The 24,218-nt window shown below is 70.8% G+C and carries 24 protein-coding genes; 14 read left to right on the forward strand and 10 right to left on the reverse strand.

Annotation, left to right across the window (positions count from 1 at the left end):
- Positions 1–2 precede the first annotated feature (2 nt).
- From tpiA to ABD369_RS06320, 3 genes are all read left to right on the forward strand, one after another.
- Positions 3–788 carry a triose-phosphate isomerase gene (tpiA, locus tag ABD369_RS06310; RefSeq protein WP_344635216.1) on the forward strand — a complete coding sequence of 262 codons (786 nt, stop codon included), beginning with the start codon at positions 3–5 and terminating at the stop codon, positions 786–788.
- A gap of 89 nt (positions 789–877) precedes the next feature.
- Positions 878–1,114 carry a preprotein translocase subunit SecG gene (gene secG, locus ABD369_RS06315; RefSeq protein ID WP_344635420.1) on the forward strand — a complete coding sequence of 79 codons (237 nt, stop codon included), beginning with the start codon at positions 878–880 and terminating at the stop codon, positions 1,112–1,114.
- Between the two features lie 171 nt (positions 1,115–1,285).
- Positions 1,286–1,621: an RNA polymerase-binding protein RbpA gene (locus ABD369_RS06320; RefSeq protein ID WP_344635217.1), complete on the forward strand. Its 336-nt coding sequence runs from the start codon at positions 1,286–1,288 to the stop codon at positions 1,619–1,621.
- Positions 1,622–1,853: 232 nt separating this feature from the next.
- Here ABD369_RS06320 and pgl read toward each other — a convergent pair whose 3' ends face one another.
- The 5 genes from pgl to tkt form a co-directional block, all read right to left on the reverse strand.
- Positions 1,854–2,639: a 6-phosphogluconolactonase gene (pgl, locus tag ABD369_RS06325; RefSeq protein ID WP_344635218.1), complete on the reverse strand. Its 786-nt coding sequence runs from the start codon at positions 2,637–2,639 to the stop codon at positions 1,854–1,856.
- Positions 2,636–3,733, reverse strand: coding sequence for a glucose-6-phosphate dehydrogenase assembly protein OpcA (gene opcA / locus ABD369_RS06330; RefSeq protein ID WP_344635219.1), 1,098 nt, complete (start codon positions 3,731–3,733; stop codon positions 2,636–2,638). The genes pgl and opcA overlap by 4 nt, the downstream gene beginning before the upstream one ends.
- Positions 3,730–5,295, reverse strand: coding sequence for a glucose-6-phosphate dehydrogenase (zwf, locus tag ABD369_RS06335; RefSeq protein ID WP_344635220.1), 1,566 nt, complete (start codon positions 5,293–5,295; stop codon positions 3,730–3,732). The genes opcA and zwf overlap by 4 nt, the downstream gene beginning before the upstream one ends.
- Before the next feature lie 39 nt (positions 5,296–5,334).
- Positions 5,335–6,450 carry a transaldolase gene (gene tal, locus ABD369_RS06340; protein ID WP_344635221.1) on the reverse strand — a complete coding sequence of 372 codons (1,116 nt, stop codon included), beginning with the start codon at positions 6,448–6,450 and terminating at the stop codon, positions 5,335–5,337.
- A 200-nt stretch (positions 6,451–6,650) separates the two neighbouring features.
- Positions 6,651–8,750 carry a transketolase gene (tkt, locus tag ABD369_RS06345; RefSeq protein ID WP_344635222.1) on the reverse strand — a complete coding sequence of 700 codons (2,100 nt, stop codon included), beginning with the start codon at positions 8,748–8,750 and terminating at the stop codon, positions 6,651–6,653.
- Positions 8,751–9,207: 457 nt separating this feature from the next.
- Here tkt and ABD369_RS06350 point away from each other — a divergent pair, with 457 nt between their 5' ends.
- Together ABD369_RS06350 and ABD369_RS06355 are read left to right on the forward strand one after the other, a co-directional pair.
- Complete coding sequence (locus ABD369_RS06350; RefSeq protein WP_344635223.1) at positions 9,208–10,152, forward strand: heme o synthase; 945 nt, start codon at positions 9,208–9,210, stop codon at positions 10,150–10,152.
- Between the two features lie 125 nt (positions 10,153–10,277).
- Positions 10,278–10,616, forward strand: coding sequence for a hypothetical protein (locus ABD369_RS06355; protein WP_344635224.1), 339 nt, complete (start codon positions 10,278–10,280; stop codon positions 10,614–10,616).
- Between the two features lie 63 nt (positions 10,617–10,679).
- Here the strand turns inward: ABD369_RS06355 and ABD369_RS06360 are convergent, their stop codons facing one another.
- From ABD369_RS06360 to ABD369_RS06375, 4 genes are all read right to left on the reverse strand, one after another.
- Complete coding sequence (locus tag ABD369_RS06360) at positions 10,680–11,654, reverse strand: COX15/CtaA family protein (protein ID WP_344635225.1); 975 nt, start codon at positions 11,652–11,654, stop codon at positions 10,680–10,682.
- Positions 11,655–12,486: 832 nt separating this feature from the next.
- Positions 12,487–13,128, reverse strand: coding sequence for a DUF2461 domain-containing protein (locus ABD369_RS06365; RefSeq protein WP_344635226.1), 642 nt, complete (start codon positions 13,126–13,128; stop codon positions 12,487–12,489).
- A gap of 61 nt (positions 13,129–13,189) precedes the next feature.
- Positions 13,190–13,924 carry an ABC transporter permease gene (locus ABD369_RS06370; RefSeq protein WP_344635421.1) on the reverse strand — a complete coding sequence of 245 codons (735 nt, stop codon included), beginning with the start codon at positions 13,922–13,924 and terminating at the stop codon, positions 13,190–13,192.
- Positions 13,925–13,968: 44 nt separating this feature from the next.
- Positions 13,969–14,895 (reverse strand): ABC transporter ATP-binding protein, encoded by a 927-nt coding sequence (locus ABD369_RS06375; RefSeq protein WP_344635227.1) that lies wholly within the window; start codon positions 14,893–14,895, stop codon positions 13,969–13,971.
- Between the two features lie 164 nt (positions 14,896–15,059).
- Between ABD369_RS06375 and ABD369_RS06380 the strand changes: the two genes are divergently transcribed.
- The 9 genes from ABD369_RS06380 to ABD369_RS06420 all read left to right on the forward strand — a co-directional run bounded on the left by ABD369_RS06380 (position 15,060) and on the right by ABD369_RS06420 (position 22,600).
- Positions 15,060–15,908, forward strand: a complete 849-nt coding sequence (locus ABD369_RS06380; RefSeq protein ID WP_344635228.1) for a helix-turn-helix transcriptional regulator — start codon at positions 15,060–15,062, stop codon at positions 15,906–15,908.
- The gene (sufB, locus tag ABD369_RS06385; RefSeq protein WP_344635229.1) at positions 15,905–17,320 is read left to right on the forward strand and encodes a Fe-S cluster assembly protein SufB; all 1,416 of its coding nucleotides are present in this window, start codon (positions 15,905–15,907) and stop codon (positions 17,318–17,320) included. Before ABD369_RS06380 ends, sufB begins: the two co-directional genes overlap by 4 nt.
- A 58-nt stretch (positions 17,321–17,378) precedes the next feature.
- Positions 17,379–18,614: a Fe-S cluster assembly protein SufD gene (sufD, locus tag ABD369_RS06390; protein ID WP_344635230.1), complete on the forward strand. Its 1,236-nt coding sequence runs from the start codon at positions 17,379–17,381 to the stop codon at positions 18,612–18,614.
- Positions 18,611–18,928, forward strand: a complete 318-nt coding sequence (locus tag ABD369_RS06395; RefSeq protein ID WP_344635231.1) for a non-heme iron oxygenase ferredoxin subunit — start codon at positions 18,611–18,613, stop codon at positions 18,926–18,928. Before sufD ends, ABD369_RS06395 begins: the two co-directional genes overlap by 4 nt.
- Positions 18,929–18,934: 6 nt before the next feature.
- Positions 18,935–19,699 (forward strand): Fe-S cluster assembly ATPase SufC, encoded by a 765-nt coding sequence (gene sufC, locus ABD369_RS06400; protein WP_344635232.1) that lies wholly within the window; start codon positions 18,935–18,937, stop codon positions 19,697–19,699.
- Positions 19,700–19,719: 20 nt separating this feature from the next.
- Positions 19,720–20,967, forward strand: coding sequence for a cysteine desulfurase (locus ABD369_RS06405; RefSeq protein WP_344635422.1), 1,248 nt, complete (start codon positions 19,720–19,722; stop codon positions 20,965–20,967).
- A gap of 17 nt (positions 20,968–20,984) precedes the next feature.
- Complete coding sequence (gene sufU / locus ABD369_RS06410) at positions 20,985–21,437, forward strand: Fe-S cluster assembly sulfur transfer protein SufU (RefSeq protein ID WP_344635233.1); 453 nt, start codon at positions 20,985–20,987, stop codon at positions 21,435–21,437.
- 11 nt (positions 21,438–21,448) lie between these two features.
- A complete protein-coding gene (locus tag ABD369_RS06415; RefSeq protein ID WP_344635234.1) occupies positions 21,449–21,823 on the forward strand; it encodes a metal-sulfur cluster assembly factor in 375 nt (124 codons plus the stop codon).
- A gap of 120 nt (positions 21,824–21,943) precedes the next feature.
- On the forward strand, positions 21,944–22,600 hold the full coding sequence (locus ABD369_RS06420) for a Uma2 family endonuclease (RefSeq protein ID WP_344635235.1): 657 nt from the start codon (positions 21,944–21,946) through the stop codon (positions 22,598–22,600).
- Here the strand turns inward: ABD369_RS06420 and ABD369_RS06425 are convergent.
- The gene (locus ABD369_RS06425; RefSeq protein WP_344635236.1) at positions 22,597–23,934 is read right to left on the reverse strand and encodes an MFS transporter; all 1,338 of its coding nucleotides are present in this window, start codon (positions 23,932–23,934) and stop codon (positions 22,597–22,599) included. The genes ABD369_RS06420 and ABD369_RS06425 overlap by 4 nt on opposite strands.
- Positions 23,935–24,218: the final 284 nt, after the last annotated feature.

Genomic DNA, 24,218 nt, shown 5'->3' on the forward strand with positions numbered 1-24,218 from the left:
GCATGACTGAGCGTCTCCCGCTGATGGCGGGCAACTGGAAGATGAACCTCAACCACCTCGAGGCCATCCAGCACACCCAGAAGCTGGCCTTCGCGCTGGCCGACAAGGACTACGACGCCGTCGAGGTCGCCGTCCTGGTGCCGTTCACCGACCTGCGTTCGGTGCAGACCCTGGTCGACGGCGACAAGCTGAAGATCAAGTACGGCTCGCAGGACATCTCGCGGTACGACTCCGGTGCCTACACCGGTGAGGTCTCCGGCCCGATGCTGGCCAAGCTCAAGTGCACCTACGCGGTGATCGGACACTCGGAGCGCCGCGAGTACCACGGCGAGAACGAGGAGATCGTCAACGCCAAGGTCAAGGCCGCCTACCGGGCCGGGATCACCCCGATCCTGTGCATCGGCGAGCCGCTGGAGATCCGCAGGGCCGGCACCCACGTCGAGTACACCCTGGCGCAGCTGGACGGCGCGCTGAAGGACATCCCGGCGTTCGAGGCCGAGCAGATCGTCGTCGCGTACGAGCCGGTCTGGGCGATCGGCACCGGCGAGGTGGCGACCCCCGAGGACGCCCAGGAGGTCTGCGCGGCGATCCGCGCCCGCCTGGCCGAGCTGTACGACGCCGAGCTGGCCGGCAAGGTCCGCATCCTGTACGGCGGTTCGATGAAGGCGGGCAACGTTGCCGGTCTGATGGCCAAGCCGGACATCGACGGCGGTCTGATCGGCGGCGCCTCGCTGGACGCCGGTGAGTTCGTCAAGATCGTGCGCTACCGGGAGCAGGCAGTAGGCTAACGCCGCCGCAGCAACGTAGGCTTTGGGGTCGGACCGCTTTCGGGCGGCCCGGCCCCTTCGCCGAAGATACGAGAGAGTTGGTCCCCGCCGTGGTTCTCGGGTTCTCGATTGCCCTGATCGTCTTCAGTGTGCTGATGATCCTCCTGGTGCTGCTGCACAAGGGGAAGGGCGGCGGTCTGTCCGACATGTTCGGTGGTGGCGCGATGTCGGCCGGCGGCGGTTCCGCGGTGGCCGAGCGCAACCTCGACCGCATCACCATCATCGTGGGCCTCGGCTGGTTCGCCTGCATCGTGGTGCTCGGCCTGCTGCTCAAGTACAAGGGCTGATTCCGCCGCCCCGAGTACGCCGGGGATCTGACGACACGTCTCCTGGGCGCTTATCCTGAAGTGCGCCCGGAGGCGGTGGTGGCAGATCCTTAACTCCCGCTTACACTGGGACGACTTCGCCACCGTCCGCAGATGGCGGCGGGCGGCAGTGGATACCCAGGGAGTCAGACCGTGGCAAGTGGCAATGCCATCCGTGGCAGCAGAGTAGGCGCCGGCCCGATGGGCGAGGCGGAGCGCGGCGAGTCCGCCCCCCGCAACCGGATCTCCTTCTGGTGCGCCAACAAGCACGAGACGCGCCCCAGCTTCGCGGCCGAGGCCGCGATCCCGGAGACCTGGGACTGCCCGCGCTGCGGCTTCCCGGCCGGACAGGACGAGCACAACCCGCCGGCGCCCTCGCGCAACGAGCCGTACAAGACCCACCTCGCGTACGTCCGTGAGCGCCGCACCGACGCGGATGGCGAGGCCATCCTGGCCGAGGCCCTCGCCAAGCTGCGCGGCGAGATCTGAGCAGGGCCACCTGAAAGGGCGGCACCGGAAGAACTCCGGTGCCGCCCTTCGGCGTTGCCGGGACTTGGCGGAGATCCAGGTTCCCCGGCGGGGGTTGCGGCATAGCACTGCGGCCCGGCCCCGAACGGATCGGAGCCGGGCCGCAGTGTGACCCTGCCTGATGTGGCCCGCCGTCAGGCCAGGGCCCCGCCCCCAGCCTTCGGCCGGGAGGTACCCCCCGCCCGATGGCGGGCTAGGAGGGCGGGTAGAGCCCAGCGGGGATCTTCGAGGCCGCCGCGCGGTCGAGGAGCCACAGGGTGCGGCTGAGGCCGCGGGCGCCCGAGGCCGGGGCCTGGATCTCACCGGGGCCGGTGAGGGCCATGGCGACGGCATCGGCCTTGTCCTCGCCCGCCGCGAGCAGCCAGACCTCGCGGGCCGCCCGGATGGCCGGGAGGGTGAGCGAGATCCGGATGGGCGGCGGCTTGGGGGAGCCGTGCACGGCGACCACGGTCAGCTCGGTCTCCCTGACGCCCGGGTGCTCGGGGAAGAGCGAGGCGACATGGGTGTCCGGGCCGACGCCGAGCAGCAGCACGTCGAAGGCCGGAACGCCGGCGTGCTCGCCGGGGCCGGCCGCCCGGGCCAGCTCCTGGGCGTAGCGGGCGGCGGCGGCCTCCACGTCGGAGCCGAACTCCCCGTCCGAGGCGGGCATCTCGTGCACCCGCGCCGGGTCGAGCGGGACGGAGCCGAGCAGCTCCGCCCGCGCCTGGACGGCGTTGCGCTCCGGGTCGTCGGACGCGAGGTAGCGCTCGTCGCCCCACCAGAGGTCCAGCCGGGCCCAGTCCACCGCGTCGCGCGCCGGGGAGGCGGCGATCGCGGCGAGCAGGGCGTTGCCGTTGCGCCCGCCCGTGAGCACCACCGAGGCGGTGCCACGGGCGGCCTGGGCGTCCACGATCCGGGTGATCAGCCGGGCGGCGGTCGCCTGGGCCATCAGCTCCTTGTCGCGGTGGACGACCAGCTGCGGGGTGCTGGCAGCCGTCACGACGAGGTCCGCTTCCGGGAGGCGGTCTTCTTCGTGGCAGCCTTCTCGGCCTGCTCGCCGGCCGGCTCACCGTCCGCGGCCGGCTGCGGGTCGGCAGCGGCGTCCGCGGAGGCGTCCGTGGTGGCGGGGGCGTCCGGGGAGGCGTCCGTGGCGGACTCGGCGGTGGCGGGCTCGTTCAGCCGCTCCACCGGGGTGCGGACGGCGCTCGCGTAGATGTCGTCCGGGTCGAGGCGGCGCAGCTCCTCGGCGATCAGCTCCGAGGTCTCCCGGCGCTTGAGGGCGACCTGGCGATCCGGCGATCCGGGCATGGAGAGGGTGCCCATCAGGCCGTCCGGGCGGTCAAGGACGATCGCGCCGTCCTTGGTGCGCAGGGTGACCGAGGTGATCCCGGGACCCGCGGTGACCACCCGCTCGACCGGGACGCGCAGCCGGTTCATCAGCCACAGCCCGAGCAGCTCGACGCTCGGGTTGTAGGACTCGCCCTCGACCACGGCGGAGGTGATCTGCGCCGGACGCTGGTCCAGGGCGGCGGCCAGCATGGAGCGCCAGCCGGTGATCCGGGTCCAGGCCAGGTCGGTGTCGCCGGGGGTGTAGCTCTCGGCCCGCTGGGCGAGCTGGCCGACCGGCGACTCGGCGGTGACCGCGTCGGTGATCCGGCGCTGGGCGAGCGCGCCCAGCGGGTCCTGCGCGGGGTGCAGCGGCGCGTTTTCCGGCCACCAGACCACCACGGGGGCGTCGGGGAGCAGCAGCGGCAGCACCACCGACTGGGCGTGCGAGGCGAGTTCGCCGTGCATCCGCAGGATGACGGTCTCACCCGAACCCGCGTCCGAGCCGACCAGGATCTCGGCGTCCAGCCGGGTCTCGGCGCGGGCCCGGGGCGAGCGCCCCGCGCGCTTGATCACCGCGAGGGTGCGGCTGGGGTGCTCGCGCGAGGCGTCGTTGGCCGCCTTGAGCGCGTCGTAGGCGCTGCCCTCGTCGGTGACGATGACGAGGGTGAGCACCATCCCGCCGGCGGCGTTCCCGCCCGCCCGGCGGGCGTTCATCAGCGCCGCGTTGATCTTGCTGGAAGTGGTGTTGGTCAGGTCGATCTTCATGGCCGACGCCAGCTCCTGCCGTCTCGTGCGAGCATCTCGTCCGCCTCGGCCGGTCCCCAGGTCCCGGCCGGGTACTGGGCGGGCTTGCCGTGGCTGTCCCAGTACTTCTCGATCGGGTCGAGGATCTGCCAGGAGAGCTCGACCTCCTGGTGACGCGGGAACAGGTTGGCGTCACCGAGCAGGACGTCCAGGATGAGCCGCTCGTACGCCTCCGGGCTGGACTCGGTGAAGGACTCGCCGTACTGGAAGTCCATGGTGACGTCCCGCACCTCGAACGAGGTGCCCGGCACCTTGGAGCCGAACCGCACGGTCACGCCCTCGTCCGGCTGCACCCTGATGACCAGGGCGTTCTGCCCCAGCTCCTCGGTGGCGTAGGCGTCGAAGGGCAGGTACGGGGCGCGCTTGAAGACCACCGCGATCTCGGTGACCCGGCGGCCGAGCCGCTTGCCGGTGCGCAGGTAGAACGGGACGCCCGCCCAGCGCCGGTTGTTGATCTCCAGCTTGATCGCCGCGTAGGTGTCGGTGGTGGACTCGGGGTTGATGCCGTCCTCGTCCAGGTAGCCGGGCACCTCCTCGCCGCCCTGCCAGCCGGTCGTGTACTGGCCGCGCACGGTGTGGCCGCCCAGATCGGCCGGGAGCTTGACCGCGCTCAGCACCTTGAGCTTCTCGGCGACCAGCGCCTTCGGGTGGAAGGACGCGGGCTCCTCGATGGCGGTGAGCGCCATCAGCTGGAGCAGGTGGTTCTGGATGACGTCACGGGCCGCGCCGATGCCGTCGTAGTAGCCGGCGCGCCCGCCGATGCCGATGTCCTCGGCCATGGTGATCTGTACGTGGTCCACGTAGGACCGGTTCCAGATCGGCTCGAACATCGTGTTGGCGAAGCGCAGCGCCAGGATGTTCTGGACGGTCTCCTTGCCCAGGTAGTGGTCGATCCGGAAGACCTCGTCCCGCGGGAAGACCTCGTGGACGATCCGGTTCAGCTCCTGGGCGCTCGCCAGGTCGTGGCCGAACGGCTTCTCGATCACCGCACGGCGCCAGGAGCCGTTCGGCGGGTCGGCCAGCCCGTGCTTCTTCAGCTGCTGGACCACGATCGGGAAGGCGCTCGGCGGGACCGACAGGTAGAAGGCGAAGTTGCCGCCGGTGCCCTGGGCCGCGTCCAGGTCCTGGATCGTCTTGCGCAGGTGCTCGAAGGCCTCGTCGTCGTCGAAGGAGCCCTGGATGAAGCGCATGCCCTTGGCGAGCTGCTGCCAGACCTCCTCCCGGAACGGGGTCCGGGAGTGCTGCTTGACGGCGTCGTGGACCTCCTTCGCGAAGTCCTCGTCCTCCCACTCGCGGCGGGCGAAGCCGACGAGCGAGAAGCCCGGCGGCAGCAGACCGCGGTTGGCGAGGTCGTAGATGGCCGGCATCAGCTTCTTGCGCGACAGGTCGCCGGTGACACCGAAGATGACCAGGCCCGACGGCCCCGCGATGCGCGGGAGCCGTCGGTCTGCGGGGTCCCGCAGGGGGTTCGAGGACGGGAGCGGGGGTTCGCCCTGCTCGACCTCGGGATAGTCAGTGCTCACGGGAGTGGCTCCGCTTTCGGTGGATGTGAGCGGGTGAGATCACTTCTCGGTGGCGAGGCCGGCCAGGGAGGCGGTGACGGTGTCGAGCAGCTCGTTCCAGGACTGCTCGAACTTCTCGACGCCCTCGTCCTCCAGCACCTGGACGACATCCTCGTAGTCGACACCGGCGGCGGCGATGGCCTCCATCACGGCCTTGGCGTCGTCGTAGTTGGTGGTGATGGTGTCACCGGTGACCACACCGTGGTCGTCGGTGGCGTCCAGGGTGGCCTCGGGCATGGTGTTCACGGTGCCGGGGGCGACCAGCTCGGTGACGTACAGGGTGTCCGGCAGGGAGGGGTCCTTGACACCGGTGGAGGCCCACAGCGGACGCTGCGCGTTGGCACCGGCGGCCTCCAGGGCCTTCCAGCGGTCGGACGAGAAGACCTCCTCGTAGGCCTGGTAGGCGAGGCGGGCGTTGGCCAGGGCGGCCTTGGAGCGGAGCTGCTTGGCCTCGCCACCGACCTTGTCCAGGCGCTTGTCGATCTCGGTGTCCACGCGGGAGACGAAGAACGAGGCGACCGACTCGATCTGCGAGAGGTCCAGACCGGCGGCCTTGGCCCGCTCCAGACCGGTCAGGTAGGCGTCCATCACCGCGCGGTAGCGCTCCAGGGAGAAGATCAGCGTGACGTTGACGCTGATGCCCTTGGCGAGCACGGCCGAGATGGCGGGCAGACCGGCCTTGGTGGCGGGGATCTTGATGAACACGTTCGGGCGGTCCACCAGCCACCACAGCTGCTTGGCCTCGGCCACGGTGGCCTCGGTCTGGTGGGCCAGGCGCGGGTCGACCTCGATGGAGACCCGGCCGTCACGGCCGTTGGAGGCGTCGTAGACCGGGCGCAGCACGTCGGCCGCGTCGCGCACGTCCGAGGTGGTGATCATGCGGACGGCCTCGTCGGTGGTGACCTTGCGGACCGCCAGGTCCTTCAGCTGGCCCTGGTAGGCCGCGCTGCCGCCGCCGATGGCCTTCTGGAAGATGGTCGGGTTGGTGGTGACACCCACCACGTGCTTGCTCTGCACCAGTTCGGCCAGGTTCCCGCTGTTCAGCCGGTCACGGCTGAGGTCGTCCAGCCAGATCGCCACGCCTTCGTCGCTGAGGCGCTTCAGTGCGTCAGTCATGGTGCTTCATCCTCTTCTTCGTCTTCGTACGTCTGCAGTGGGGTGGTCTGCCGGGCCGGGTATCCGATGTGCGGTCGGAGATCCGGCCCGTTGCGGCCCGCCGGCCGAAGGGCGTCCGGGGCCGGTGCGGACGATCGTCGCTGGTGCGTCGGTCTTCGCTTTCGGCATCGGAGCGCCCTTCGGCCGGGGAACGGGCGGTACTAGCGGGAGATCGCCTCGACCGTGCGGAGCGAGGCGCGGGCGGCGTTGGCCACGGCGTCCGCGGTCAGGCCGAACTCACGGAAGAGCACCTTGTAGTCGGCGGAGGCGCCGTAGTGCTCCAGGCTGATGATCCGGCCGGCGTCGCCGACCAGCTCGCGCCAGCCCTGGGCGATACCGGCCTCGACCGAGACGCGGGCCCGGACGTTCGGCGGCAGCACGCTGTCGCGGTACGCCTGGTCCTGCTCGTTGAACCACTCGATGGACGGCATGGAGACCACGCGGGTCGGGATGCCGTCGGCCTCCAGCTCCTCGCGGGCCTTGACGGCGAGCTGCACCTCGGAGCCGGTGGCGATCAGGATCACCTTGGGCGCGAAGTTGGACGCCTCGGCCAGCACGTAACCGCCCTTGGCGACGCCGTCGGCCGAGTGGAAGACCTCGCGGTCGAACGTCGGCACGCCCTGGCGGGTGAGCGCCAGGCCGACCGGGCCGGGGTGGCTGGAGTGCCGCTCGGCGATGGTGCGCCAGGCGACGGCGGTCTCGTTGGCGTCGGCCGGGCGGACGATGGACAGGCCCGGGATGGTGCGCAGCGCGGCCAGGTGCTCGACCGGCTGGTGGGTCGGGCCGTCCTCGCCGAGGCCGATCGAGTCGTGCGTCCAGACGTAGGTGACCGGCAGCTTCATCAGCGCGGCGAGGCGGACGGCCGGGCGCATGTAGTCGGAGAACACCAGGAAGGTGCCGCCGAAGACCCGGGTGTTGCCGTGCAGCGCGATGCCGTTCATGGTCGAGCCCATGGCGTGCTCGCGGATGCCGAAGTGGATCGTCCGGCCGTAGGGGCTGGCCGACTTCAGCGGGTTGCCCTCGGGCAGGAAGGAGCTGTCCTCGTCGATGGTGGTGAGGTTGGACTCCGCGAGGTCGGCCGAGCCGCCCCACAGCTCCGGGATCACCGCGCCGAGCGCCTTGAGGGTGTCGCCGGAGGCCTTGCGGGTGGCGACGTCCTTGCCGGCCGGGAAGACCGGGACGGCCTTCTCCCAGCCGTCGGGGAGCTCGCCGGAGGTGATCCGGTCGAACTCGGCGGCGCGCTCCGGGGCGGCCTCGCGCCAGGCGTGGAAGCCCTTCTCCCACTCGGCCCGGGCGGCCTTGCCGCGCTGGACGACCTCGCGGGCGTGGTTGACGACCTCGTCGGTGACCTCGAAGGTCTTCTGCGGGTCGAAGCCCAGCACCTTCTTGGTGGCGGCGATCTCGGCCTCGCCGAGCGCCGAGCCGTGCGCCTTGGCGGTGTCCTGGGCGTTCGGGGCCGGCCAGGCGATGATGGTGCGCATCGCGATGATCGACGGCCGGGAGGTCTCGGCGCGGGCCGCCTCCAGGGCGGTCGCCAGGGCGTGCACGTCGATGTCGCCGTCGGTCTTCGGCGTCACCCGCTGGACGTGCCAGCCGTACGCCTCGTACCGGGCCAGGACGTCCTCGGAGAAGGCGGTCGCGGTGTCGCCCTCGATCGAGATGTGGTTGTCGTCGTACAGCGCGACCAGGTTGCCCAGCTTCTGGTGGCCGGCCAGCGAGGACGCCTCGGCGGAGATGCCCTCCTCCAGGTCGCCGTCGGAGACGATCGCCCAGATGGTGTGGTCGAACGGGGACTGGCCCGCCGGGGCCTCGGGGTCGAACAGACCGCGCTCGTAACGGGCGGCCATCGCCATGCCCACCGCGTTGGCGATGCCCTGGCCGAGCGGGCCGGTGGTGGTCTCCACACCGGCGGTGTGGCCGTGCTCCGGGTGGCCAGGGGTGCGGCTGCCCGCGACGCGGAAGGCCTTGAGGTCGTCGAGCGACAGCCCGTAGCCGGACAGGTACAGCTGGGTGTACAGCGTCAGCGAGGTGTGCCCGGGCGAGAGCACGAAGCGGTCACGGCCGACCCAGGCCGGGTCGGTGGGGTCGTGGCGCAGGAAACGCTGGAAGATCAGGTACGCCGCGGGGGCCAGCGACATGGCCGTCCCCGGGTGGCCGTTGCCCACCTTTTGGACAGCGTCCATGGCCAGGACACGGGCGGTGTCGACCGTGCGCTGGTCCAGCTCGGTCCACTCGAATGCGTTCGTCGGCGTGGTGCTCACCCTGAGTCAGGGCTCCTTCCATAAATGAAGAGTGACCCCGTGAGGGACCGGTCGGCCACGTCATTGTGGACCTGACGTCTGAATGGTGCCGGTCACGGAGGGTTGATCCCGCTTCTCTGTGCGAGCCTACCGCCAGAGCGGGCCCCGACCCGCGTGACGGGACAACCGGGGCCGCGTGGCCCCGATTCCCGGCAGGGCGGGACGCACCTTGTCCTACCCTGTCCCATCTCGATCGGCTTTGCGCGTCCACGGGTCAAGACGGCCTGGGGCCGCTCCGGGAGGACCGGGAGGCCGTTGTTCAGGGGTTCACCCGGCGGTGTGCGGTTGCGCCCCGCCGGGGGACCCCGAGGCCGGGCCGGAGATATGGAGCGTCTAAGGTGGCGTGGTACGCGCAGCGCGGTCGTGACGGCAACCAAGCGGTCCCGGGGACGCCTGTGAAGATTCATCTTGAGTTGGGGTGTTCGTGACCGCCGTCGAGAGCCGCCCTGCCGGGACGGTCGGGGCGAGCCCTGCGCACCGGCCGTTCGGGGCCCGCGTAGGGGCATTCGTTGCACTGACCAAGCCTCGGATCATCGAGCTGCTGCTGATGAGCACCGTCCCGGTGATGTTCCTGGCGCAGCATGGGGTGCCCAACCTGCTGCTGGTCCTGAAGGTGGTGCTCGGCGGTTACCTGTCGGCCGGCGGCGCCAACGCGCTGAACATGTACATCGACCGCGACATCGACGCGGTGATGTCCCGTACCGAGCGCCGCCCGATCGTCACCGGCATGGTGTCGCCGCGCGAGGCGTTGCTGTTCGGCATCGCGCTGGCGGTCGGCTCCACGCTCTTCCTCGGGCTGCTGGTGAACTGGCTGTCCGCAGGCCTCGCGTTGTCCGCGCTGCTGTTCTACGTCTTCGTCTACACGCTCGGCCTGAAGCGGCGCACCACCCAGAACATCGTCTGGGGCGGGATCGCGGGCTGCATGCCGGTCTTCGTCGGCTGGGCGGCGGTGCGCAACTCGCTGTCCTGGTCGGCGCTGGTGCTCTTCCTGGTGATCTTCTTCTGGACGCCGCCGCACTACTGGCCGCTCTCCATGAAGGTCCGGGAGGACTACGAGAAGGCCGGGGTGCCGATGCTCCCGGTGCTCAAGGGCAATCTGGCGGTGGCCAAGCAGATCGTCATCTACTCCTGGGTGATGGTGGCCGTCTCGCTGGCCCTGTGGCCGCTGGGGCACACCTCCCTGCTGTACCCGGTGGCGGCGGCCGTGCTCGGCGCGTTCTGGCTCAAGGAGGCGCACGGCCTGTACAACCGCGCCAAGGCCGGGATCGTGGGCGCGCAGCTGAAGGAGATGCGGCTGTTCCACTGGTCGATCACCTATCTGTCGCTGCTCTTCGTGGTCGTGGCGGTGGACCCCTTCCTCTGATCGACCGGCTGTACGAGAGGCCCGACCTGTCCCAGGTCGGGCCTTTCCGCATGTGGCGGCAGGTGTGTCGGGCCGCACACGGCAGCGGCGTCGCAGGAGTGTCTACTGCTGGGTAGCATGCGGGCATGACCAGCGCAGAGACCGCCACCAACGTCCCGCAGGACGCCCGCGCCGAGCGCCGCGCGAAGCGCATCGCCAAGCACATCGAGAGCTTCACCCGGCAGCACGGCGGCAGCGCCGACGGCGTGGTCGAGTACGTCGGCCGTACCGCCACCCGGATCGTTCTGGTGGGCGCGGACGGCACGTGGGGCGACCAGGTCGCCCCGACCTACGCCATCGGGCGCCGGGCCGCCGAGCTGTCCGGGGTGACCCTGCACGACAGCTTCGAGGGCGAGTTGGGGCTCAAGGTGAAGACCAGTGCGTACGAGTGGAAGCGGATGGCCGGCATCCAGCTCGGCGGCTGACCGCCGGCACGACGAGAGGCCCTGATCCCGCAGTCGGCGGGATCAGGGCCTCTCGTCGTGTTCTCAGGCGGCCTGGAGGGTCCTGGAGGCCGTCTCGGCGTCGGCCGGGACGGGCTCGTCGGCGCGGGTGCGCAGGGCCAGCGGGACGCGCAGGGCGGCGGCCCAGACCAGGGCGGCGCCGAGCATGTGCAGGCCGACCATGACCTCGGGGGCGTCGGTGAAGTACTGCACGAGGCCGAGCAGGCCCTGGGCGAGCAGGACGACCAGGAGCTCGCGGACCCGGGCCCGGGCGGCCGCCGGCGCCTTCACGGCGGCGAAGGCGAAGACCAGCGCGACCACCAGGCCGATCGACAGGAAGACCAGGTCGGCGTGGGTCTGGACGAGCCGGTCGTAGTCGATCGGGATCCGGTACACCGGCTTGCCGCCGTCACTGGAGGAGCCCGGGTGGTGGCCGGCGCCGGTCACCACCGTGCCGACCAGCACCAGTAGTCCGATCACCGCCACCATCAGCTGCGAGAGCCGTACCAGTGGCTGGGAGACCAGCTGCTCCGGGGCACCGTCGCCCTCCTTGGCGCGCTCCCACATCAGCAGGGCGACCCAGACCAGGCCCATGGCGGCCACCATGTGGACCGCGACGACATACGGGTTGAGGCCGGTCAGCACGGTGATGCCGCCGATCACGGCGTTGCTCATCACCAGCCAGAACTGGGCCCAGCCGAGCCTGGTGAGGCTGCGGCGCCACCGCTGGTGGCAGCGGGCCGCCAGGGTGGCCCAGGCGATCGCCGCGCACAGCACGTAGGTGAGCATCCGGTTGGTGAACTCGATGACGCCGTGGATGCCCATCTGGGGCGTCGGCGTCAGGCTCTCACCGGTGCAGCGGGGCCAGGTGGTGCAGCCCAGGCCGGAGGCGGTCAGCCGGACGGCGCCGCCGGTGAGCACGATCACTACGCTCATCACCAGTGCGGCGAAGGCGGCCCGGCGAACGGTCTCGACGGACGGCTGCCAGCGGTCGGCGAGGAGGGAGGAGGGGGTACGCACCCGTTCATCCTAGGTCGGCTTATACCGGATCTTGGCGCGGGGCCGCCCCGGAGCAACGGGCGGAGCACATCGGACAAATCTCCGCAGACCGGTCGGTGTTCCGGTCCGGCGGCGGGTGCGTACGCACGGGTGCCGCCGAGGCGGCGCACGGCAGCGGAGGGCACTCCGGGGAGCAGGTAGGCTCTGGTGGTCCTGAGACGCGCCGGGACGGTCCCCAGGGCCCGTCCCCGATCGGCTCGGCGGTCTGGTCCGCCGGGGCGCGCGCCGTCTCGATCGCGCAGGCGTCGGCCGCCCCTCCGCCAGTGCCACGGCCAAGGCCGAAGGCAGCGGAGGCGGCAGTCGAACCGCCTTCACCGGTGGCACCGCGAAGCCGAGCGGCTTCGCGGTGGCTGCCGGGCAATCACAGGGCGCCGAGGAGCCCGCTGGCCCGTCGGTCGGCCAGGAGTCCTGAGGTCGCGCCAGGCGTAAGTGCGCACCGTTCGATCGGAATCGGTCAGGCAGTGCGAATTTTCCGTTATCGCATGTGCCGGAGTCCCTTGCTGTGATGGGCTGTTGGGCCACATGCATCCGGCCAACCGGCGGGGTGGCACAACGGGTCCGGACCGGTGGAGTGCCGCACCGCAGGCCAGGCTCCGGGCGATCGGAACTGTCAATGCCCTTCCACGGCAAGGTCGTTCGGGAAGGGGCTTCGGCATGGCGGGACAACGGCGGACTCGGATCGGCGCACTGGCGGCAGCAGCCGCGCTCGGCACGGTGCGGCCGTGATCGCGATCGGCGGCGGACTGCTGTTCGCCACCCGCGGTCGCTCCGCGCGCCGGCACTGATCGGGCGGCTAACGCTCCGGGAGTTCGCTCGGGCCGACGTGGTGGTCGAGCCAGGCCTTCAGGGGCTGGGAGGCGCGCAGGAAGGCGGTGATCCGCCTGGCGGCGGTCCGGGTGCCGAGCCAGGCGGCGGGCTCCCAGTCCTGCCAGGCGACCAGGCCCTTGCAGCGGAGCAGGCCGATCCTGGGGTGGTCCTTGGGGTAGCCGCGCGGGGCGCTCTTGAGCTCGTCACGGCCGTGCACGGTGGGGCCGGCCCGCTCGACCTCGGCGATGACGCGTTCGAGTTCGGCGCCGGTGATGTCCTCGGCGACGGCGGTGCGGTAGCGGGCCAGCTGGTCGGTGGCGAGCCGGTACATGCCGTTGCCGCAGGCAAGGCCGTCGGCGGAGAGCTGGATGTAGCCGCCGGTGCTGAGGTGGGCGCCGATGTGGGTCTTGTACGGGGACTTGTCGGCGCTGAACCGGACGTCGCGGTTGGGGCGGAAGATCTTGCCCGGACCGAACTCGTCCTCCAACTCGTCCAGCAGGTCGGCCATCGGGGTCCGGACGGAGTCCTCGTAGGTGGCGCGGTGGGCGTCCCAGAACGTCTTGGAGTTGTCGGCCTCCAGGCGCTCGTAGAACTCGAGCGCCTCGGCCGGCCAGCCGTGAAAGGTCACGGAACCAGCCTAGGCGCCGGGGTGCGGGAGTTGCCCGCCCGCCCCCGGCGCCCCGGGCGGTCTACTCCCAGCGGAAGAAGCGGGCCGCCGCCGCCAGCCCCAGGGCGGCCCAGACCGCGAGGACGCCGAGGTCGGACCAGGGGACGCCGGAGCCGTACTGGAGGACCGAGCGCAGGCCGTCGGAGAGCGCGCTGATCGGCAGCAGTTCCAGGGCCGAGCGGATCGCGGCGGGGAACTTGGCGAGCGGGACCACCACGCCGCCGGCCAGCAGCAGCAGGATGAACACCAGGTTGGCGGCGGCCAGGGTGGCCTCCGCCCGCAGGGTGCCGGCCATCAGCAGGCCGAGACCGGAGAAGGCGGCGGTGCCGAGCACCAGCAGGCCGGCCGCGGCGAGCGCCCCCGACGAAGTCGCCAGCCCGTGCGGGGACCAGCCGAGGGCGAGGGCGATCACCGAGAGCAGCAGGACCTGCAGCGCTTCGGTGACCAGGACGCAGCCGGTCTTGGCGGTCAGCAGCGCCCAGCGCGGCAGCGGAGAGGCGCCGAGCCGCTTGAGCACGCCGTAGCGGCGTTCGAAGCCGGTGCCGATGGCCTGGCCGGTGAAGGCGGTGGACATCACGGCGAGCGCCAGCAGGCCGGGGGCCAGGAAGTCCACCCGCTTGCCGGGGCCGTCCACCGAGACCACGTCCACGGCGCTGAACAGCACCAGCAGCACGGTCGGGATCACCACGGTGAGCAGCAACTGCTCGCCGTTGCGCAGCAGCATCTTCGTCTCGAAGGCGGTCTGCGCCAGCAGCATCCGGCCGACGGGTGCCGCGCCGGGTGCGGGGGAGTAGGAGGTGGTCACGATCGCAGGTCCCGTCCGGTCAGATCGAGGAAGACGTCTTCGAGGCTGCGCAGCCTCGCGGTGAGCCGCTCGGGGGCGGCGCCGGCCAGCGCGCACCATTCGTTGATCGCCGAGAGCACCTCGGGTTCGAGCCTGGCCTCGACGCGGTAGTGGCCGGGGCCGGTCTCGACCGCGGCGACGCCGTCCGGCAGGAGCTTGCGCAGCGTGGCGAGGTCGAGTCCGGCGGGCGCCTCGAAGTGCACGCTGGACTCGCCGCCGCTGCCGCGGAGTTCCGCCGGGCTGCCGGAGGCGATGACCCTGCCGTGGTCGATGATGGCGACCCGGTCGGCCAGCTCCTCGGCCTCGTCCATGTAGTGGGTGGTGACGATCACGGTGACGCCGTCGCGCTTGAGGTCGCGGACGAGGTCCCAGGTGGCGCGGCGGGCCTGCGGGTCGAGGCCGGCGGTGGGCTCGTCCAGGAAGACCAGCTCGGGGCGGCCGACCACGGCCATGGCCAGGGCCAGGCGCTGCTGCTGGCCGCCGGAGAGGCGGCGGTAGGCGGTGCGGCCGCAGGATCCCAGCCCCAGGCGCTCGACCAGGGCGTCCACGTCCAGCGGGTCGGCGTGCAGCTTGGCGGTGTGGCGCAGCATCTCCACCGCGCGGGCGCCCGCGTACACGCCGCCGGACTGGAGCATCACGCCGACCCTGGGGCGCAGCTCGCGGGCGTCGGCGATCGGGTCGAGGCCGAGGACGCGGACGGTGCCGGCGTCCGGGCGGCGATAGCCCTCGCAGGTCTCGATGGTGGTGGTCTTGCCGGCGCCGTTGGGGCCGAGTACGGCGGTGACGGCGCCGCGTTCGACGGTGAGGTCGAGGCCGTCCACGGCCGTCTTCTCGCCGTAGCGCTTGACCAGCCCGGTCACCTCGACGGCGGGTGAAGTCTGCATACCGGCGAGTGTAAGAGGACCTGACACGTGGCCCGGACACCGCGTGCCGTGATCGTTTCCGCAGGCCAGGTAAGGCTTGCCTGCGTGATGGATGACATGGGTGAGGCGTGGATCACGGCTTGTTTCACGGGAAGGAATTACGCAACAATCGTGTTGTGAAAAACATGCGCGAGCAGGTGGACCAGCGGGAGGCCGAGTCGGCCCCCGGCTGTGCCGTGCCCGCGACGGCGGCCGAGGTGCTGCTGGAGGGCCACCGCGCCACCCGGGACCGGGTGGCCCGCTCGATCCTCGACCACGGCCCTTCCTCCGCCGCCGACCTGGCCAGCCGCCTCGGGCTGACCGCCGCGGCCGTCCGCCGTCACCTGGACGGACTGCTCGCCACCGGTCTGGTCGAATCCCGCGAGCAGCGGGTCTACGGCAGCCGGGGCCGGGGCCGTCCCGCCAAGGTCTTCGCCCTCACCGAGTCCGGCCGGGACGCCTTCTACCAGGCCTACGACCAGCTCGCCGCCGACGCCCTGCGCTGGATCTCCGAGTCGGTGGGCGGCGGCAAGGCGGGCGAGGAGGCGGTCGCCGCCTTCGCCCGGGCCCGGTTCGGCAAGCAGGGCCAGAAGTACCTCGCCATGCTCGGCCGGGCCGCACCGGGGCAGCGCACCGAGGCTCTCGCCCAGGCGCTGAGTGCCGACGGGTACGCTGCCACGGTGCGGCGGGTGCCGTCGACCGCCGCGCAGGCCCCGGCGGGCGCCCAGCTCTGCCAGCACCACTGCCCGGTCGCGCACATCGCCGAGCAGTTCCCGCAGCTCTGCGAGGCGGAGACCGAGGTCTTCTCCCAGCTCCTGGGCACCCATGTGCAACGGCTGGCCACCATCGCCCACGGTGACGGGGTCTGCACCACCTATGTGCCGGCACCCGGTGCCGCATCGTCGCCCGGCCCGCGCCGGGCTCCCGATGCCGTGCCGACTGCCGGTACGTCTACCGATCAGAATTCAGCGTCCGCGCGGAGGAACCTCGCATGACTGACACCGTTTCGCACCCGGAGCTCGAGGGCCTGGGCACCTACGAGTACGGCTGGGCGGACCCGGATGTCGCCGGTGCCGCCGCCAAGCGGGGCCTGAGCGAAGAGGTCGTCCGCGACATCTCGGGGAAGAAGAGCGAGTCCGAGTGGATGCTCAACCTGCGTCTCAAGGGCCTGAAGCTGTTCGAGAAGAAGCCGATGCCGACCTGGGGTTCGGACCTCTCCGGCATCGACTTCGACAACATCAAGTACTTCGTCCGCTCCACCGAGAAGCAGGCCGAGTCCTGGGAGGACCTGCCCGCGGACATCAAGGCCACCTACGACAAGCTCGGCATCCCGGAGGCGGAGAAGCAGCGCCTGGTCGCCGGTGTCGCCGCGCAGTACGAGTCCGAGGTCGTGTACCACCAGATCCGCGAGGACCTGGAGGCGCAGGGCGTCATCTTCCTGGACACCGACACCGCGCTGCGCGAGCACCCGGAGCTGTTCAAGGAGTACTTCGGCACCGTCATCCCGGCCGGTGACAACAAGTTCGCCGCGCTCAACACGGCCGTGTGGTCCGGCGGTTCGTTCATCTACGTGCCGAAGGGCGTGCACGTCGACATCCCGCTGCAGGCCTACTTCCGGATCAACACCGAGAACATGGGCCAGTTCGAGCGGACGCTGATCATCGTCGACGAGGACGCCTACGTCCACTACGTCGAGGGCTGCACCGCGCCGATCTACTCCTCGGACTCGCTGCACAGCGCCGTGGTCGAGATCATCGTCAAGAAGGGCGGCCGCTGCCGCTACACGACCATCCAGAACTGGTCGAACAACGTCTACAACCTGGTCACCAAGCGCGCCGTGGCGTACGAGGGCGCGACCATGGAATGGGTCGACGGCAACATCGGTTCCAAGGTCACCATGAAGTACCCGGCCGTCTACCTGATGGGCGAGCACGCCAAGGGCGAGACCCTGTCGATCGCCTTCGCGGGCGAGGGCCAGCACCAGGACGCCGGCGCCAAGATGGTCCACATGGCACCGAACACCTCCTCCAACATCGTCTCCAAGTCGGTGGCCCGAGGCGGCGGCCGGACCTCCTACCGCGGTCTGATCGAGATCGGCGAGGGTTCGCACGGCGCCAAGTCCAACGTGCTCTGCGACGCGCTGCTGGTCGACACCATCTCCCGCTCGGACACCTACCCGTACGTGGACGTCCGCGAGGACGACGTGTCCATGGGCCACGAGGCCACCGTCTCCAAGGTCAGCGAGGACCAGCTCTTCTACCTGATGAGCCGCGGCATGACCGAGTTCGAGGCGATGGCGATGATCGTCCGCGGCTTCGTCGAGCCGATCGCGCGCGAGCTGCCGATGGAGTACGCGCTGGAGCTCAACCGGCTGATCGAGCTGCAGATGGAGGGGTCCGTCGGCTGACACCCGGCCGAGGTCCCGTCCATCCACACCTTTGAGGAAGAGAGCACTACGAACAGCCATGGCTGACGTTCAGAACACCTCCGGCGCCACCACCGCCGGTTCGATCGAGGTCGGCACCACCGGAGCCGGTGCCCAGCTGGCCGGCCCCGGCACCGGCCGGGCCACCGTCCAGCAGCCGATCGACGCCCGCGTCGCGGTGAAGCCCTCCTACGACGTGAACGACTTCCCGGTCCCGCACGGCCGCGAGGAGGACTGGCGGTTCACCCCGCTGCACCGCCTCGGCGGACTGCACGACGGGAGCGCCGCCGCCGCCGACAAGGGCGAGGACAAGGTCGAGCTGAGCCTGCCGGCCGGCGTCACCGCCGAGACCGTCGGCCGCGACGACGCCCGCCTCGGCAAGGCCGGCAAGCCGGTGGACCGGGTCGCCGCGCAGGCGTACAGCGGCTTCGAGCAGGCGCTGGTCGTCACCGTCCCCAAGGAGACGGTGCTGGCCGAGCCGGTGAAGATCGACGTGCACGGCGAGGGCGGGGTCCGCTTCGCGCACGTGGTGATCGACGTCAAGCCGTTCGCCGAGGCCGTCGTGGTGCTGAACCACACCGGCACCGGCATCCGCGCCGCCAACGTCGAGCTGCTGGTCGGCGACGGCGCCAAGCTCACCTTCGTCTCCGTCCAGGACTGGGAGCGCGACGCGGTGCACGCCGCCCAGCAGTCCGCCCTGGTCGGCCGGGACGCCTCGCTCAAGTCCGTGCTCGTCACCTTCGGCGGCGACCTGGTCCGGATCCACCCCCGGGTGCGCTACACCGCCTCCGGCGGCGAGGCCGAGCTGTACGGCCTGTACTTCGCCGACGCCGGCCAGCACCTGGAGCACCGCCTGATCATCGACCACGACACCCCGCACTGCCGGTCCAACGTGGTCTACAAGGGCGCCCTGCAGGGCCAGGACGCGCACGCGGTCTGGGTCGGCGACGCGCTGATCCGCGCCGCCGCCGTCGGCACCGACACCTACGAGCAGAACCGCAACCTGGTGCTCACCGACGGCGCCCGGGTCGACTCGATCCCCAACCTGGAGATCGAGACCGGCGAGATCGTCGGCGCCGGCCACGCCTCGGCCACCGGCCGCTTCGACGACGAGCAGCTCTTCTACCTGCAGGCCCGCGGCATCCCGGCCGACGAGGCCCGCCGCCTGGTGGTCCGCGGCTTCTTCGCCGAGCTGGTCCAGCAGATCGGCGTCGCCGAGATCCAGGACCACCTGATGGAGAAGATCGAGGCCGAGCTGGAAGCGACGGTCGGATGAGTTTCCTGCGCGCCTGCTCGCTGAGCGAGCTCCACGAGGACGTGCCCAAGCGCGTCGAGCTGAACGGCATCCCGGTCGCCCTGGTCCGCACCGAGGGCGAGGTGTTCGCGATCAACGACATCTGCTCGCACGCGAACGTCTCCCTCTCCGAGGGCGAGGTCGAGGACTGCAGGATCGAGTGCTGGCTGCACGGCTCCAGCTTCGACCTGCGCTCCGGCAAGCCGTCCGGGCTGCCCGCCACCAAGCCGGTCGCTGTCTACCCCGTAAAGATCGAAGGGGACGATGTGCTCGTCTCCGTCAACCAGGAGTCCTGAGTACACATGGCAACGCTTGAAATCCGTGACCTGCACGTCTCCGTCGAGGCCGAGAACGGCCCGCGCGAGATCCTGCGCGGCGTCGACCTGACCGTGAAGCAGGGCGAGACCCACGCGATCATGGGCCCCAACGGCTCCGGCAAGTCCACCCTGGCCTACTCGCTGGCCGGCCACCCCAAGTACACCGTCACCAGCGGGTCGGTGCTGCTCGACGGTGAGGACGTGCTGGCGATGTCGGTCGACGAGCGCGCCCGCGCCGGTGTCTTCCTGGCCATGCAGTACCCGGTCGAGGTCCCCGGCGTCTCGGTCTCCAACTTCCTGCGCACCGCCGCCACCGCCGTGCGCGGCGAGGCCCCGAAGCTGCGCACCTGGGTGAAGGAGGTCAAGGAGACGATGGCCGCCCTCCAGATGGACCCGGCCTTCGCCGAGCGCAACGTCAACGAGGGCTTCTCCGGTGGTGAGAAGAAGCGCCACGAGATCCTGCAGCTGGAGCTGCTCAAGCCGAAGGTCGCGATCCTGGACGAGACCGACTCCGGCCTGGACGTCGACGCGCTGCGCATCGTCTCCGAGGGCATCAACCGGGTCCGCGCCACCGGCGAGGTCGGCACCCTGCTGGTCACCCACTACACCCGCATCCTGCGGTACATCCAGCCCGACTACGTCCACGTCTTCGCGGGCGGCCGCATCGTCGAGTCCGGCGGTGCCGAGCTCGCAGACAAGCTGGAGGAAGAGGGCTACGAGGCTTACGTGAAGGGCGGCGCTTCCGAGTGACAACCCATCCTGGCTCGGCGCTGACCGGGCTGCTCGACACCGAGGCGATCCGCAAGGACTTCCCGGTCCTGCAGCGTCTGCTGCACGACGGCAAGCCCCTGGTCTACCTGGACAATGCGGCGACCTCGCAGAAGCCCCGGCAGGTGCTGGAGGCCCTCAACGCGTACTACGAGCGGCACAACGCCAACGTGCACCGCGGTGTGCACGTGCTGGCCGAGGAGGCCACGGCGCTGTACGAGGGCGCCCGCGACAAGGTCGCGGCCTTCATCAACGCGCCGAGCCGGGACGAGGTGATCTTCACCAAGAACGCCTCCGAGTCCCTCAACCTGGTTGCCAACATGCTGGGTTGGGCCGACGAGCCGTACCGGGTGGACGCGGACTCCGAGATCGTCATCACGGAGATGGAGCACCACTCCAACATCGTTCCGTGGCAGCTGCTCTCGCAGCGCACCGGCGCGAAGCTGAAGTGGTTCGGGCTGACCGACGAGGGCCGGCTGGACCTCTCGGACATCGACGAGCTGATCACCGAGAAGACCAAGGTGGTCTCCTTCACCCTGGTCTCCAACCTGCTGGGCACCATCAACCCGGTCGAGACCATCGTCCGCAAGGCCCAGTCGGTCGGTGCCCTGGTGGTGATCGACGCCTCGCAGGCCGCGCCGCACATGGTGCTGGACGTCCAGGCGCTGGAGGCCGACTTCGTCGCCTTCACCGGCCACAAGATGCTGGCCCCGACCGGCATCGGCGTGCTCTGGGGCCGCCAGGAGCTGCTGGAGGACCTGCCTCCGTTCCTCGGTGGCGGCGAGATGATCGAGACCGTCACCATGGGCTCGTCCACCTACGCCCCGGCGCCGCACAAGTTCGAGGCGGGCACTCCGCCGATCGCCCAGGCGGTCGGCCTCGGCGCGGCCATCGACTACCTGTCGAACATCGGCATGGAGAAGATCGCCGCCCACGAGCACGCGATCACCGAGTACGCGGTCGAGCGCCTGCTGGAGGTCCCGGAGCTGCGGATCATCGGCCCCCGCACGGCCGTCGACCGCGGTGCCGCGATCTCCTTCACCCTCGGTGACATCCACCCGCACGACGTGGGCCAGGTGCTGGACGAGCAGGGCATCGCCGTGCGGGTCGGCCACCACTGCGCGCGGCCGGTCTGCCTGCGGTACGGAGTTCCGGCGACCACCAGGGCGTCGTTCTACCTGTACTCCACGCCGGCCGAGGTCGACGCACTGATCGCCGGTCTGCACCACGTCCGCAACTTCTTCGGCTGAGGGCTGGGTTCACCGATATGAAGCTCGACTCGATGTACCAGGAGATCATCCTGGACCACTACCGCAACCCCCACGGCAAGGGACTGCGGGACGGCGACGCCGAGGTGCACCACGTCAACCCGACCTGCGGGGACGAGATCACCCTGCGGGTCAGGCTCGACGGCTCGGTGGTGGCGGACATCTCCTACGAGTCGCAGGGCTGTTCGATCAGCCAGGCCAGCGCCTCGGTGCTGAACGACCTGGTGGTCGGCAAGACCGTCGGTGAGGGCCAGGCCATCCAGGAGGCCTTCCTGGAGCTGATGCAGAGCAAGGGCCAGGCCGAGGGCGACGAGGAGGTGCTGGAGGACGCGGTCGCGTTCGCCGGCGTCTCCAAGTACCCCGCCCGGGTCAAGTGCGCGCTGCTGAGCTGGATGGCCTGGAAGGACGCCACCGCCAAGGCGCTCGCCGAGCAGCCCGTCATCAACGACTGAAGGACGTATCCATGAGCGAGACCGAGAGCAAGGCTCCCGAGAGCGGCCCCGACGGGCCGGTGGGCACCAGCGCCGGCACCGTGTCCGTCGAGGACCTGACCGAGGCCCTGATGGACGTCGTCGACCCCGAGCTGGGCATCGACGTCGTCAACCTGGGCCTGATCTACGGCGTCCACATCGACGAGGACGACGTGGCCACCATCGACATGACGCTCACCTCGGCGGCCTGCCCGCTGACCGACGTCATCGAGGACCAGGCCAAGACCGCCACCGACGGTCTGGTGAAGGACCTGCGGATCAACTGGGTCTGGATGCCGCCGTGGGGCCCCGACAAGATCACCGACGACGGCCGCGAACAGCTCCGCGCCCTCGGCTTCAACGTCTGATCGCCTGAGCTTCACCACTGCCGCGTGGATCCCTCCTTCGAGGGAATCATCCACGCGGCAGTGGTGTGTCGGCGTACGGTGGGCCAGGCTGGGCACCGCGACCGTGAAAGGAGCCCTGAGATGTCCGTGGCAGCGATCGCACACCTTGTTCTCCCGGACACCCCCTATGCGATGTGGGTCCGGGGCGAGTTGGAGGACTACCTTCACCTGCCGGATGGCACTCGGGTCGAGGTGGTCGGAGGGGAGATCGTTGTGTCGCCTGCGCCGGTGTATCCGCACGCTGCGATCCTGGACGACATCCAGCGAGCAGTGCACTACGCCCAGTTCTCCGATCCGGCCTATCCATGGCGCGTCGTGCAGGGCATCAACCTCAATCTGATCGAGGTCGCCGACGGTTACATCCCGGACTTGGCCGTCGTGCACGCCGACATCGATACCCAGAGCTGGGCGGACGACGTGCTCCACCTGCTGCCGCACCAGCTGGAGCTGGTCGTCGAGGTGACCTCGAAGTCCAACGCCGACAACGACCGCGAACCCGTCTTCGGGCGGCGGACGAAGGCGACCAAGTGGAGCGGCTACGCCCGCGAGCGGGTCCCGTACTACCTGCTGGTCGACCGGGACCCACGGCAGCCCGGCGTCACCCTGTTCAGTGAGCCGGACTCCGCGTCCGGGAGGTACGGGACCGCCGAGACCTGGAAGTTCGGCGATCCCGTCCGGTTGCCCGAGCCGTTCGGTGTCGAGATCCGCACCGAATCCTGGCGTCCCTGGTCGGACTAGGACCGATCGGTCCGACGCCGCCCGACCACCGCGCCCGCCAGGCCCAGGCAGGCCGCGGCCGCGAGGCCGACGAAGCCGCTGACGGACGGCAGCAGGCCGTACGAGCGGACCAGGGCGCCCACGCCGACGATCGGCAGGGAGCTGCCCAGGTAGATGATCACCCAGAGGGTGGAGAGTTCGCTGCCGCGGCGCTCGGGGTCCATGGCGGCGACCGCGGTGGTGAACAGGGAGCGGAAGGCCACGCCCTGGCAGGCGCCGCCGAGCACGCTGCCGATGAAGAGCAGTGCCGGGGTGCCGGTGTAGCCGGCGGCGACCACCATGCCGAGTCCGGCGGCCAGGCCGGTCATGCCGAGGGCGATCACCAGGCGGTCCGCGGTCGGCGGGACGAGCAGCTGGGCGGCGGCCGAGGAGCCGAGCAGCAGGGCGGCGACCACCGCGCCGGTCAGGTGCGAGGAGGTGTGCAGCACCTTGGCGGAGAAGGCGGGCGCCAGGCTGAGGTAGACCCCGAAGACCGCGTAGGAGACGAAGCCGGCCCCGGCGGCGAGCAGGAACTCACGGCGGCCCCGTGCGGGCAGGGCGAGCCGCTTGGGTCGCAGGTGGGCCGGGGTGGTGATGCGCGGCGGGGCGGACTCGGGGCGCAGCCCACCGGGCATCCGGGGGTGGACCACCGCGAGCGGGACGCAGAGTGCCAGCAGGGCCAGGGCGTGCACCAGGAACGGCGTCAGCAGCGGGTTGCTGCCGCCCGCCAGCAGTGCTCCGACGACCGGGCCGAGTGCGACACCGCCGGCCGAGCAGGCCAGGGTGAGCTTGGCGGCCAGGGTCTGGTGCTCCGGCAGCAGGTCGCCGAGGGCGGCGCCGGCGGCCCCGGTGGACAGGCCCACCGCGATGCCCTGGACGGCCCGTCCGGCGGCTAGCTGGCCGAAGCTGCCCGCGGTGGCGAAGAGCGCGTCACCGCCGGCGGCCAGCGCGACGGCGGGCAGGATCATCGCCCGCCGGCCGAGGTGGTCGGACCAGTGGCCGACCGCGGCCAGGACCGGGACCAGGGCGAAGACGTAGATGGTGAAGAGGATGGTGGTGTCGAGCGCGGTGAGCCCGAGGCGCTGCTGGAGCACCGGGTAGATCGGCGTCGCCAGGTTGGCACCGATCAGCAGGAACAGCAGGGCGCCGGCGACCAGGCCGACGCGTATGCCGCGCACCGCGTTCCAGCGGCTGATCGTGGAGAGCTGGAGTTGCGTGCGTGGTGCGAGCTCCAGGGGGAGCAGGGCCTCCGAGAGCCGGCGTACCGGGTTCTGCGCCGTGGGCAGTCCGGGGCCGGCGGTGGAGAGGTCCGCCATGGCAGGGGTCTCCTGTGGCCAGGCGCAACCGGGCCCGGGCAGGGCCTGGGGTGGCGGCCTTGAGTCGGAGTCGCCGGCGGCGCGGGTGAGTGAGTGGTACGGCCCTCCTGCCGGGGCGGCTCCCGATGTCCCGTGGGCGGGCAGGGGAGGGCGCCGGTGTGGAGGGTGGGGTGGGCGTCGTTGCCCGGTGGCCGTGCGGGGTGTGCACTGCGCCAAGCGAAGGATACGTGTTCGGTTCGGGTGTCGGCGGCGCGAGGACCGGTCGGCCGGGCACGCGGCCCCGC

Source organism: Kitasatospora cystarginea (genome assembly GCF_039533515.1).
GTDB lineage: Bacteria > Actinomycetota > Actinomycetes > Streptomycetales > Streptomycetaceae > Kitasatospora > Kitasatospora cystarginea.